General features: G+C 61.5%; 9 protein-coding genes. 4 read left to right on the forward strand and 5 right to left on the reverse strand.

Translation table 11 applies throughout. The annotated features are described in order from the left end of the window. Positions 1 to 512: 512 nt before the first annotated feature. The 3 genes from ACUN0G_RS24035 to ACUN0G_RS24045 form a co-directional block, all read right to left on the reverse strand. Entirely contained in the window at positions 513 to 1,412 is a 900-nt protein-coding gene (locus tag ACUN0G_RS24035; RefSeq protein WP_445574453.1) for a hydroxymethylglutaryl-CoA lyase, read from the reverse strand. Between the two features lie 12 nt (positions 1,413 to 1,424). Beyond that, positions 1,425 to 1,823, reverse strand: a complete 399-nt coding sequence (locus tag ACUN0G_RS24040; protein ID WP_003211806.1) for a MerR family transcriptional regulator — start codon at positions 1,821 to 1,823, stop codon at positions 1,425 to 1,427. Positions 1,824 to 1,990: 167 nt separating this feature from the next. Continuing rightward, on the reverse strand, positions 1,991 to 2,920 hold the full coding sequence (locus ACUN0G_RS24045) for a LysR family transcriptional regulator (RefSeq protein WP_445574454.1): 930 nt from the start codon (positions 2,918 to 2,920) through the stop codon (positions 1,991 to 1,993). A gap of 150 nt (positions 2,921 to 3,070) precedes the next feature. Here ACUN0G_RS24045 and ACUN0G_RS24050 point away from each other — a divergent pair, with 150 nt between their 5' ends. Further along, complete coding sequence (locus ACUN0G_RS24050; protein WP_445574455.1) at positions 3,071 to 4,300, forward strand: acyl-CoA dehydrogenase; 1,230 nt, start codon at positions 3,071 to 3,073, stop codon at positions 4,298 to 4,300. Between the two features lie 136 nt (positions 4,301 to 4,436). On the opposite strand, the gene ACUN0G_RS24055 is transcribed toward ACUN0G_RS24050, so the two are convergent. Further along, the gene (locus ACUN0G_RS24055; protein WP_445574456.1) at positions 4,437 to 5,777 is read right to left on the reverse strand and encodes a substrate-binding domain-containing protein; all 1,341 of its coding nucleotides are present in this window, start codon (positions 5,775 to 5,777) and stop codon (positions 4,437 to 4,439) included. A 97-nt stretch (positions 5,778 to 5,874) separates the two neighbouring features. Further along, the gene (gene xthA / locus ACUN0G_RS24060; RefSeq protein ID WP_003211800.1) at positions 5,875 to 6,687 is read right to left on the reverse strand and encodes an exodeoxyribonuclease III; all 813 of its coding nucleotides are present in this window, start codon (positions 6,685 to 6,687) and stop codon (positions 5,875 to 5,877) included. A 203-nt stretch (positions 6,688 to 6,890) separates the two neighbouring features. On the opposite strand from xthA, the gene ACUN0G_RS24065 reads away from it, so the two are divergent. The 3 genes from ACUN0G_RS24065 (at position 6,891) to ACUN0G_RS24075 (ending at position 13,016) form a co-directional block, all read left to right on the forward strand. Then, complete coding sequence (locus tag ACUN0G_RS24065) at positions 6,891 to 7,541, forward strand: GNAT family N-acetyltransferase (RefSeq protein ID WP_003211798.1); 651 nt, start codon at positions 6,891 to 6,893, stop codon at positions 7,539 to 7,541. Positions 7,542 to 7,605: 64 nt separating this feature from the next. Then, a complete protein-coding gene (locus tag ACUN0G_RS24070; RefSeq protein ID WP_445574457.1) occupies positions 7,606 to 9,333 on the forward strand; it encodes an autotransporter assembly complex protein TamA in 1,728 nt (575 codons plus the stop codon). Beyond that, a complete protein-coding gene (locus ACUN0G_RS24075) occupies positions 9,333 to 13,016 on the forward strand; it encodes a translocation/assembly module TamB domain-containing protein (protein WP_445574458.1) in 3,684 nt (1,227 codons plus the stop codon). The genes ACUN0G_RS24070 and ACUN0G_RS24075 overlap by 1 nt, the downstream gene beginning before the upstream one ends. Positions 13,017 to 13,032: the final 16 nt, after the last annotated feature.

Raw genomic sequence — 13,032 nt, forward strand, 5'->3', positions numbered from 1 at the left:
CCCTTTAATTTGTCGTTGCGTGCTCTTTTTTATTATTGAGGGGCGGTCTGTTGTTGTTTTTGGCAACCGTGGCCCTTTACCGCTGTTTTTGGCGACCCCCATCCGGGGTCAAGAGCAAACGTATTTTTTTGAGCGCTGATCTGCTTCTTCGCACGCGATCCAACCAGAGGGTAGCTACCTGAAGGTAGTTTTTTGTTCTTCTCTATCCGGTTGCGGGTTTCGGCTAGCCGTACCCTGCGAAGCACATCTTCTCCAAAAAAATCTGTTAGCTGCGTCTCTGCCGTGTTGTTTTTGTTATGTCAGAGTCGTTACGTCTTATTTTTATTAGGTTTGGTGCTTTTTATTCTTGTTATGCAATAGAGATAGCAGAAGCCGTGCCAACTTTTTAAAGTCCTTTAAAATCAATGCCTTGATTTTTTGGCGAGAAATTTCCTTCAGAAAATGCGACAAGATATGTTCCCGTGTTACCCGATGTGTAGCCGCGAGGTAACACATCGTCACAGGCGCGCTACTCAACCCGCGCTACGAGCCTTCGCCACACGCGAACCCGTGGGGCGCCCGAGGACCGTACAAATCTGCTGACCCGCCAGAATCAGCTTGTCCATGTCGATACCCGTCTCGATACCCAGGCCATTGAGCAGGTACAGCACATCTTCGGTCGCGACGTTACCGCTGGCACCCTTGGCATAGGGGCACCCGCCGAGGCCCGCAATAGAGCTGTCGAACACCTGGATACCTTCCTCCAGGCTGGCGTAGATATTGGCAATGGCCTGGCCATAGGTGTCATGGAAGTGACCGGCCAGCTTGTCCCGTGGCACCTGCGCGCCGACCAGCTCGAACATCCGCCGCGTGGCGCCTGCGGTGCCCGTGCCAATGGTGTCGCCCAGGGATACTTCATAGCAGCCCATGGCAAACAGCTCGCGAGCGACTACCGCGACGTGTTCCGGTGCGACCTGACCTTCATAGGGGCAACCCAACACACACGACACATAACCCCGCACGCTCACGCCATGCTGCCTGGCCGCGTCCATGATCGGCACGAAGCGCTCCAGGCTTTCACTGATGGAGCAGTTGATATTGCGCTGGGAAAACGCCTCGGACGCCGCCGCAAACACCGCGACTTCCTTAACGCCCGCCGCCAGCGCATCTTCAAAACCCCGCAGGTTCGGCGCCAGTGCGCCATAGGTCACGCCCGGCTTGCGCTGGATCTGCGCAAACACCTCGGCCGACCCGGCCATCTGCGGCACCCACTTGGGCGACACAAAACTGCCGACTTCGATGTAACCCAGGCCGGCGGCGCTCAGGGCGTCCACCAATTGCACCTTGTCGGCGACGCTGATGGGTTGCGCTTCATTCTGCAGGCCGTCGCGCGGACCGACTTCCACCAGGCGCACATGAGAGGGAAGGGACATGGCAGCTACCTTTTATGAATGGCCAACCTGGCCCTGAATGGTCTGTTCCAGCGCCTGGGTGCAACGCTCTTCGGCGGTGTCCAGCTCCAGCTTCATCTGTTCGATGTCCAGCAACTGTTGCTCCAGCTGCTCGCGGCGTTCGGCGATTTTCGCCAGCATGCTGTGCAGCTGTTTCTGGTTGCCGCTGGTGGGGTCGTAGAGTTCGATCAGCTCCCTGCACTCGGCCAGGGAGAAGCCGATGCGCTTGCCCCGCAGGATCAACTTCAGGCTGACCTTGTCCCGGGGCGAATAAATGCGCTCCTGGCCCCGGCGTTCCGGGGACAGCAGGCCTTGTTCTTCATAGAAGCGAATGGCGCGGGTGGTGATGTCGAGCTCGCGGGCGAGGTCGGAGATGCTGTAGGTCGTGCTCATGGGGGCGCTCAAGGAGTGTCTTGAGCGTTAAGCTAATGGCTGGTTGACGTTAACGTCAAGCGCATTACCCACTGCAGGAGCGAGCTTGCTCGCGAAAAACGCTAACGATAACGCGGGCTGTCTGGTTCAACGCGGCGCTCTCGGGTTTTTCGCGAGCAAGCTCCCTCCTACAGTTTATCCAGCTTCTTCTCATGGGCCGTCACTTGCTGGCATAACTCGATCATTTGCTCGCGCATCCAGCGGTTGGCCGGGTCCTGGTCGGTGCTTTCGTGCCAGTACAGGTGGGTTTCCACCATGGGCACATCATTCACCGGCAGGTTGAACCAGTGCAGTTCATGGCGCCGGGCAAAGCGCTCCGGCACGGTCATTACCATGTCGGTCTGCTGCAACACTTGCGAGGCCATCAGGTAGTGCTGGGAGCGCAGGGCGATCTTGCGCTGCAGGCTCATCTTGCCCAGCGCCAGGTCGACGTGGCCCAGGCCGTTGCGCCGGCTGGAGATATGAATGTGGGTCAGCGACAGGTAGTCATCCAGGGTGAGCTTGTCCTTGCCCGCCATCGGATGCCCCTTGCGCATGGCGCATACGTAGCGGTCTTCCATCAGCTTTACATGGCGCACTTGCGGGTCGGTGTTGAGCGGCGCATCCACCGCAAAGTCCAGGCGACCGGCCGCCAGTTCCTTGGTGGTTTCCCGGCGTTTGGACAGAAAGCTCTCGATCACTACCGTCGGCGCCAGGCGGCGCAAACGCTGGAACAGTGCGGGCAAGATCACCGCTTCGGTGAGGTCGGTCATGCTGATGCGGTAGGTCTTGGCGGCCTGTTGCGGGTTGAAAATCCGGCTTTCCTGCACCGATACCCGCAGCAACGACAGCGCATTACGCACCGGGCCGATGATGTTCTGGGCCATGGGCGTGGGCACCATGCCTTGGGCGGTACGCACGAACAGCGGGTCGTTGAACGTCTCCCGCAGGCGGGCCAGAGCGTTCGACACCGCCGGCTGGGTAATCCCCACAATCTGCCCGGCGCGGGTCAGGTTGGCTTCGGTGTAGATCGCGTCAAAGACGATGAAGAGGTTGAGGTCGACCTTGCTCAGATTCATTTCGCTGCGCTCTTATTGTTAGGTGTCCATACGCCGATCATATATCGGTGATGAATGTTAATACACGCCGAGAATAGGCTAGGTAAATTATCAACGCTGTTCTAGCATCGATTCATGACCTCAACAACCTCCATTGAGAAGGTGCTGCCCATGGATTTCGCCTATTCGCCCAAGGTTCAGGAACTGCGTGAACGCGTCACCGCGTTCATGGACGCTTACGTTTACCCGGCCGAGCCTGTATTCGAACGCCAGGTTGCCGAAGGTGACCGCTGGCAGCCCACCGCGATCATGGAAGAGTTGAAAGCCAAGGCTAAAGCCGAAGGCCTGTGGAACCTGTTCCTGCCGGAGTCCGAACTGGGCGCCGGGCTGACCAACCTGGAATACGCCCCCCTGGCGGAAATCATGGGCCGCTCCTTGCTGGGGCCCGAGCCGTTCAACTGCTCGGCCCCGGATACCGGCAACATGGAAGTGCTGGTGCGCTACGCCAACGAAGAACAGAAGCAGCGCTGGCTGGGGCCCTTACTGCGCGGCGAGATCCGCTCGGCATTCGCCATGACCGAGCCGGACGTGGCGTCCTCCGATGCCACCAACATGGCGGCCCGTGCGGTACGTGACGGCGACGAATGGGTGATCAACGGCAAGAAATGGTGGACCTCCGGCGCCTGCGACCCGCGTTGCAAGATCCTGATCTTCATGGGCCTGAGCAACCCGGATGCGCCGCGTCACCAGCAGCACTCGATGATCCTGGTACCGGTGGATGCACCGGGTGTGAAAATCGTGCGCCCGCTGCCGGTGTTCGGCTACGACGACGCGCCCCATGGCCACGCGGAAGTGCACTTCGAAAACGTCCGGGTGCCGTACGAAAACGTCCTGCTGGGCGAAGGCCGGGGCTTTGAAATCGCACAAGGTCGGCTTGGCCCTGGCCGTATCCACCACTGCATGCGCTCCATCGGCATGGCCGAACGCGCGCTGGAGTTGATGTGCAAGCGTTCCGTTAGCCGGACTGCCTTCGGCAAACCGCTGGCTCGCCTGGGGGGCAATATCGACAAGATCGCCGACTCGCGGATGGAAATCGACATGGCGCGCCTGCTGACCTTGAAAGCCGCCTACATGATGGACACCGTGGGCAACAAAGTCGCGAAAAGCGAAATCGCCCAGATTAAAGTGGTGGCGCCGAACGTGGCGTTGAAGGTAATCGACCGCGCTATCCAGATCCACGGTGGCGCCGGCGTCTCCAACGACTTCCCGCTGGCCTACATGTACGCCATGCAGCGCACCCTGCGCCTGGCCGACGGCCCGGACGAAGTGCACCGCGCGGCGATCGGCAAGTTCGAAATCGGCAAGTATGTGCCACGGGAGATGATGCGCAGCGGCCAGTAACACCGAGGTGTCTTCATCGCAGGCAAGCCAGCTCCCACAGGGGAATGCAGTCAACTGTGGGAGCCGGGCTTGCCCGCGATGAGGCCAGTCGTTCCCACGCTCTGCGTGGGAATGCTGCCCCGGACGCTCCGCGTCCTCAATACACCCAAACCTCCACCCGCCGATTCTTGATCCGTCCCTCATCCGCCGTATTCGACGCCACCGGCATCTGCGCGCCAAAGCCGCGTATATCCCTCAGCACCACGCCGCTCTTGACCAGCTCCCGCCGCACCGCCATCGCCCGCAACTTCGACAATAGCGCCGCCCGTTGCGCATCACTCTTGGCATCCCCAAACCCCACCAGCGTCACCTGCTTGTCCAGCTTGCCGCGGCGCTTTATATAAGCCACCACCCGCACCAAGTCCTGGCGCGCCTTGTTGTCGAGGCTGGCGCTGCCTTCCTCAAACCGGAAATTCACGGTCAGCCGCTGCGCCTGCCGGGCAATCGCCTGGTAATCCTCGGGCATCGGTGCCCGCGGCTCCACCGCCATGGCCTGTACCTGTTGGGCGATAAAGCCGTTGGCGGCCACAATCGCCTGGCCCTTGCTGCTTTGCGCAAAGTCCACCAAGGCCTTGGCCCAGGGGTTGTGCCCAGCCGGCGGCAGATAGAAAAACAACCGGCGTGACAGCGGGTAATCCTCGGTGGCAATCAGGCTGTTCGACGGCAGCATGGGCTGTGAGTCGCCATCGACAATGGCGACTGCCTTGGCCTGGCGCACATAAGGCAAGCCAATAAAACCAATCCCCTGCGGGTCATGGCTGACGGCATCCGACAACGCCTCGCTGGACTCGAACCGCTTGGCGCTGCCATCCAATGCTTTGCCGCGACGGCTGAGCACCAGCTCCTTGAAGGTATCGTAGGTGCCGGACTGATCATCTCGCGCGTACAGGTGAATCTGGCCGCCGATGCCGCCAATTTGCTCCCAGGTCGAAACCTCGCCGCTGAAAATCTGCGCCAGTTGCTCGGTGTTCAACGTACCCAACGGGTTGCGCGGGTTGAGGATGATCGCCAGGCCATCAATGGCGATGACTTGCTCAGCATCCGGGCTCTTCAGGTCGCCGAGGGATTCCAGGTCCACCAGTTCACTGTCCTTGATCGGCCGGGAAGACGCCGCAAGGTCGGCGCTGGCTTTTTTCAGTGCACTAAAGCCGGTGCTGGAACCATGGGCGGCCACTTCCACCGTCACCCGCTGGCCCTGGCGAGTCTTGCCGATGATGTGCTGTTCGTTGGCTTGGTCCGATGGCTCGCTGTGCACCGCTTGCAACCCCTGTTGCTCCATCAGACCCTTGACCAGCGCCGGGCCAAGCGCCGCGCCGATGGTGTTGGACCCCTGGATGCGCAAGGCCGGGCCATGTTCGGGGAAGGGCAGAGGGGTGGAAAAAGCGGCGAGGGGAAATGCGCTGAACAGTGCCAGCAGGGATAGAACGCGCAGCATCATGCCGGCACCTTCTCAAGCCAAAGGGAGTGCCGCGAGATTAAGTCAGGCAGGTTGCATAAATGTGACGAGGGCCGGTTTCCCGACCCTCAGCGCTGAATCAGCTCAATTCCAGCCAGATCGGCGCATGATCGGAGGGTTTTTCCATGCCGCGCAGGTCGTAATCCACACCGGCATCCTTCACCCGGGGCAGCAGCCCTTGGGAGGCCAGGATCACATCGATCCGCAGCCCGCGCTTTGGCTCGTCTTCAAAACCACGGCTGCGGTAATCGAACCAGCTGAAGCGGTCCGCCACGTCCGGGTTGAGGTGGCGGAAGCTGTCCACCAGGCCCCAGTTCTTCAGGCGCGCCATCCACTCGCGTTCTTCCGGCAGGAAGCTGCATTTGCCGGTTTTCAACCAGCGCTTGGCGTTGTCGGCGCCGATACCGATGTCGCAGTCTTCCGGGGAAATGTTCACGTCGCCCATCACCACCACGGCCTGGTCATTGCTGAACTGCGACTCCAGCAAGGTTTGCAGGTCCTCGTAGAAGCGCTGCTTGGCCGGGAACTTGGTGGGGTGGTCGCGGCTTTCGCCCTGTGGGAAATAGCCGTTCATGATGGTAATCGGGTTGCCGTTGGCGTCGGCGAAGGTGCCCCAGATAAAGCGGCGCTGGGCGTCTTCTTCGTCACTGGCAAAGCCTTTGTGCAGCGCCAGCGGTTCCTGGCGCGAGAGCAGGGCGACACCGTAGTGGCCTTTCTGCCCGTGGTAATACACGTGATAACCCAGGGCCTTGATCTCATCCAGCGGGAACTGGTCGTCGTGGACCTTGGTTTCCTGCAGGCCGATCACGTCCGGCTGATGTTTCTCGATCAGTGCCGCCAGCTGATGAGGGCGGGCACGCAGCCCGTTGATATTGAAAGACACGATTTTCATGGTCGGCGGTCCAGTCTGGCAAAAGGGCGATGCTAGCCGACAATGTAGGACGGGAGCCAGTCTTGTAGCCGCTGCCGAGGCACAAGGCTGCGTTGGGCTGCGAAGCGGCGCCCGGTGGCTACACTGAACGAAACAGTGCCGCAGACGTTCGTAATAACAAGAGCGCAACCTTTTGAGTCAGCGCCCAGGGGAGATTCACTGTTATGCCTGACACTTCGACTGCCATCGCCCAGATCCACATGCTCGACAGCGGCTATTCCCGCGAAGCCCGTTCGCTGTTGTACCAGGCCTATCGCCATGAGCCGACGTTCGCCTATATCTTCGAAGCCGAACGTCCCGGCTACGAACAGCGAGTCCGCGCCACGGTGCGGGAACTCGTCAAGCAACACTTTTTCCAGAAACTGCCGGCCATTGGCCTGTTGGTCAACGACCGACTGATCGGCATCGCCCTGATCGCGCCACCGACTCGCCGCCTGGGTATCACCGAAAGCTGGGCCTGGCAGTTACGGATGTGGCTGAGCACCGGTGTGCGCGGCACCCGGCGCTACCTGGAATACCATCAGGCGGTGCTGGCGTGCCTGCCCTCGGATTCGGTGCATGTGCTGCCGTTGCTGGGGATTCACCCGCAATTCCAGGGCAAACACTACGGTGAGCAATTGCTGGAAGCGGTGCACAACTGGTGCGCCGAAGACCCGCATTCCTCCGGCGTGGTGCTGGATACGGGGAATTCTCGCTATCTGGAGTTCTATAAGCGCCAGGGCTACGAAGAGATTGGCGAGGTGGCTGTAGGACCTGTTCTGGAACACGTGTTCTTTCACGCAAATCCGCAGGTGTTACAGGCTGCAACGGTTTGAGACAGAATTATTCAGACAACTCCGGGTTCTAACCCGCTCCCAAGCTCGTGTAGCATCCCGGCCTATGAAGTTTCCAGGAAGATTTACCAGCGGCTTGATTCTGCTGTTCACGAGCTGCGGCGCCTTGGCGCAAAGCGAATTGGATGTGCGCATCAAGCCTTCAAACGACGCGTTGAAAGCCAACATCGAAGGCTATATCGGCGGGGTCGGCGATCGTGACGAAGAAGCCCTGCTGCGGTTCAGCCGTGGCGCCGAGGAGCAGGCCCGCAAGGCTGCCCAGGCGTTGGGTTACTATCAACCGCAGATTGCCAGCGATGTGAAGGGCGGCAAAAACCCGCGCCTGATCCTCACCATCGACCCCGGCGAACCGGTGCATTTGCGCAATGTGACGATTCGGGTCGATGGCCAAGCCGCCGACCTCAAAGCCTTTCGCGTGCCCGCCAGCGACCAACTCAAATCCGGCGCCGTGCTCAACCACGGCAACTACGAAGACGCCAAGCGCGTCATCCAGAACCAGGCGTCACGCTACGGCTTTTTCAGCGGGCGCTTTACCAGCCAGAAACTCTCGGTCGACCCCAAGGCGGGTGTGGCCGATATCGAACTCATTTATGACAGCGGCCCACGCTACACCTTGGGCAAGGTCAGCTTTGCCGGCGACACGCCGTTTGATGAAGACTTGCTGCAACGCATGGTGCCGTTCAAGAGCGGCGCGCCTTACGACTCCGAACTGATCGCCGAACTCAACCAGAACCTGCAATCCAGCGGCTTTTTCGAGGGCGTGCGGGTGGACGCTGCCCCGGCCGCCTCGACCAATGACGTGATCCCGGTGGCCGTGCAACTGGAAACCCGCAAGCCCCGCACCATGGGCCTGGGCCTTGGCTACTCGACCGACGTCGGTCCACGGGGCAAGGCCAACTGGACGCGCCACTGGGTCAACCCCCAGGGCCACAGTTATGGCTGGGAAGCCGAATTGTCGGCGCCCCGGCAGAACGTCGGTCTGTGGTACGACATTCCGATGGACCCGCCGCTCACCGACAAACTGCGTTTCGCCGGCGGCTATCAGAATGAAGAAATCGCCAACACCGACACCCTGAGTAAACTGCTCACCCTCGGCCCCGAGTGGCACAGCAAGTTGCCCAGCGGCTGGACGCGGGTGATCTCGCTCAAATGGCAGCGCGAAGAATATCGCCTGGGCAACGACTCGGGCCTGAGTACGCTGCTGATGCCGGGCATCAGTTACTCCTACCTGCGCAGCGACAACCGCATCGACCCGCACAACGGCTATCGCCTGATGTTCGACGCGAAGGTCGCCAAGGAAGGCCTGGGTTCCGACACCAACCTGCTTTACGGCACGGCGACGATCAAGGGCTTGACCACCCTGTGGGACAACCACCGTTTCCTGGCCCGGGCGCAGTTTGGCGGCAGTGCCACCAACGGCTACAAATCCGTGCCGCCGTCGTTGCGGTTTTTTGCCGGTGGTGACCAGAGCGTACGGGGTTACGAGTACCAGACCCTGTCCCCGGAAAACGACCGTGGCGACCGCATTGGGGGCCGCTACATGGTGGCCCTTAGCGCCGAGTATCAATATTCCATCGCCGAAAAATGGCGGATCGCGACCTTTATCGACCAAGGCAACTCGTTCAACTCCCTGGAAACGCCGAGCCTGAAAACCGGTGTGGGTGTGGGCGTGCGCTGGGTGTCGCCGGTCGGCCCGATCCGCCTCGACCTGGCCCATGCCCTCGAAGATCCGGGCGGCATTCGTTTGCACTTTTCCATGGGGCCTGAGCTGTGATGCGTGGTTTGAAAATAGCGGGGCTGGCCATTCTGGCGGTCCTCGCGGTGATAGTGCTGGCACTGTGGACGGTGCTGGGCACCCAAGCCGGCACCCGTTGGGTGCTGGGCCAGGTGCCGGGTTTGACCCTGGAGAATTTCCAGGGTCGCCTGGGCGGGCAGTGGAGCGCCGACCACCTGTTGTGGCAGCAAGACAGCAGCCGCGTGGAGCTGCAGGCACCAAAGTTCGACTGGTCGCCGGCCTGTTTGATGCGCATGACCTTGTGCATCAACCAGCTGGATGTGGAGCAGGTGAACCTGCAATTTCCGCCCGGCACCGAAGAAAGCAGCGGCCCGATTACCCTGCCGGACCTGAAACTGCCAGTCGCCATTCAGTTGGGCGACATCCGCATCGGCAGCCTGCTGTTCAATGGCAGCGAAGAGCTTCAGGGCCTTCAACTGGCGGCGCACTGGACCACCGCCGGAATGCAGATCGACTCGGTGCACCTGCAACGGGACGGCCTGGTACTCGACCTGTCCGGCCTGCTGCAACCCACCGGCAATTGGCCGCTGACCGCCAGCGGTAACCTGAGCCTGCCGTACGCCCCGGGCGGTGCGCCCTGGACGCTGGCGCTCAAGGTCGATGGCGATTTGCTCAAGACCCTCAAGCTCGATGCCGACAGCAGCGGCTACCTGCCGGCCAAGCTCAGCGGCGAACTGCAACCCCTGGTGGAAAACCTGCCGGCGCAACTGCGCATCACCGCCGACGGCTTCAAACCCAGCGCCGATCTGCCCGATACCCTGCAACTCAATCAGCTGGACCTGACGGCCAAGGGCGACCTGAGCAACGGTTACCAACTGCTCGGCAAAGCCGTCCTGCCGGCGGAAAAAGGTCCGGTGGACCTGCTGCTGCAAGGCAAGGTCGACGCCAAGGGCGCGCAGATCGCCGGGCTGGACCTGAATGCCGGCGACAAGCAAAGCCTCAAGCTCAGTGCCAATCTGGACTGGCAGCAAGGCTTCAGCGCCGACGCGAAAATCGACTGGCTGGATTTTCCGTGGCATCGCCTGTACCCGGTGATCGACGAACCCCAAGTCGCTTTGCGTACCTTCAATGGCGAAGTCTCCTACAAGGACGGCAACTACCTGGGCAACTTCAAGGCCGACCTCGACGGCCCGGCGGGCAAGTTCAGCCTGGCCAGCCCGTTCAGCGGGGACCTCAAGCAAGTGTTCCTCCCCGAGCTGAAACTCGCCGCCGGTCAGGGCAAGGCCGAAGGCCACCTGAACCTGCAATTTGCCGATGGCATCGCCTGGGATACTGCGCTGGACCTGTCGGCCATCAACCCGGCGTACTGGGTCGCGGAACTGCCCGGTACCCTCGCGGGCCCGTTGCGCAGCAAGGGTGAAATCAAGAACGAGCAACTCAAGCTCAATGCCGACCTCGACCTCAAGGGCCGTTTGCGCGGCCAACCCGCCGTGCTTCAGGCCAAAGCCGAAGGCGCAGGCGAGCAGTGGACCCTCGGCGCCCTCGACATCCGCCTCGGTGACAACCGCATCTACGGCAGCGGCAGCCTGCAACAACGGCTGGCCGGGCAGATCGACATCAAACTGACGCGCCTCGCCCAACTCTGGCCGCAACTGCGCGGGCAGATGAACGGCCGCCTCGACGTCGCCGGCACCCTGCACGCACCCCAAGGCAAGCTCAACCTGGTGGGTCAACAACTGGCCTTTGAAGACAATCGTCTGCAAAACCTGACCCTGGACGCAAACCTCGATACCGCCCAGCGCGCCAAAATCGACTTGAAGGGCAGTGGCATCCAGGCCGGTGAAACCCAGCTCGGCACCTTCACCGCCAGCGCCCAGGGCGATATCAAGAGCCAGAAAGTCCAGCTCGACCTGGCCGGCCCCTTGCTCAAGCTGGCCTTGGCCCTGGACGGCAATCTCGACAAAGGCAACTGGCGCGGGCGCCTGGCCAGCGGCGATGTGCAAGCCGGTGGCCAGGACTGGAAGCTGCAAGCCCCGGCGAAAATCGAACGCCTGGCCGACGGCAAGCTGACCTTTGCTGCCCATTGCTGGGTCTCCGGCCCGGCGAGCCTGTGCGGCGAAGACCAGCGCCTGATGCCTGAGCCGAAGCTGCGTTACCACCTCAAGCAGTTCCCCATCGACAGCCTGGCCCAGTGGTTGCCCAAGGATTTCGCCTGGCAGGGCAAGCTCAATGCCGACGTGCAACTCGACTTGCCGGCCAGCGGCCCCAAAGGCGTGGTCTCGGTGGACGCCAGTGGCGGCACCCTGCGGGTCAAGGACAAGGATCAGTGGCTGGATTTCCCCTACGACACGCTGAAGCTGGAAACCACCCTCAACCCCACGCGCATCGACACCCAGCTCAATTTCCGTGGCGGCAAGCTCGGCGAATTGCTGTTGCAGGCGCAGCTCAATCCGCTGGCGAAGAACAAGCCGATCACCGGTAACTTCACCCTGACCGGCCTTGATCTCGCCGTCGCCCGACCCTTTGTACCCATGGTCGAGAAACTCAACGGCAAGCTCAACGGTAACGGGCGAATCGCCGGCAGCCTGCTGGCGCCCCAGGTCAACGGCAGCGTCAACCTGGTCGGCGGCGAAATCTCCGGCCCGGAACTGCCCACCAGCTTCGAAGGCCTGAATATCCAGGCGGTGATTGCCGGCGAAAGCGTGCAACTCAGCGGCGGCTGGCGCAGCGGCAAGGCCGGGCAGGGCACTATCAAGGGCCAGATCGATTGGGGCCAGGCCCTGGCGGTAGATATCGCGCTGCAAGGCACGCAACTGCCGGTCACCGTGGAACCGTACGCGGCCCTGGAAGTGGAACCCGATCTGAAGATCAGCATGAAGAACGACAAGCTGGCGATCTCCGGCAAGGTGCACATTCCCAGAGGCGAGATCACTGTGCGCGAACTGCCGCCGTCGACGGTCAAAGTCTCGGATGACACGGTCATCGTCGGCAGCCAGACCGAAGAGGGCAAACCGCCGATGGCCATGGCGATGGACATTGACGTGGAGGTCGGCAAGGACAAACTGAGCTTCGCCGGGTTTGGCCTCACCGCCAACCTGCAAGGCCACGTGCACATCGGCGACAACATGGACACCCGTGGTGAACTGTGGCTCAACGACGGCCGTTACCGCGCCTATGGCCAACGGCTCACGGTGCGTCGTGCGCGGCTACTGTTCGCCGGGCCGCTTGACCAGCCGTTCCTGGATATCGAAGCGGTGCGGATAACCACCGAGCCGTCCCGGACCGTCACCGCGGGTATTCGTCTGAGCGGCAGTGCCGAGCAGCCGACGACGCAAATCTTCTCGGAGCCGGCCATGGCCCAGGAAGATGCCTTGTCGTACCTGGTGTTGGGGCGATCACGCACCACCAACGGTGAGGACAACAACATGCTGGCTGAAGCGGCGCTGGGTCTCGGGTTGATGGGCAGCGCCGGTGTCACCTCGGACATCGCCAAGAACCTGGGTATCCAGGACTTTGAACTGGACACCCAGGGCAGTGGCAACAACACCGCCGTGGTGGCCAGCGGCAAGATCTCCGAGAAGCTCAGCCTGCGATATGGCGTCGGGGTTTTCGAGCCGGCCAACACCATTGCCTTGCGTTACCTGCTGAGCAAGAAGGTGTACCTGGAAGTGGCCAGTGGCGTCGCCAGCTCCCTGGATATTTTCTACAAGCGCGATTTCTGATCCGTACACGTTAAGG

The organism is Pseudomonas sp. 32A (assembly GCF_052682255.1).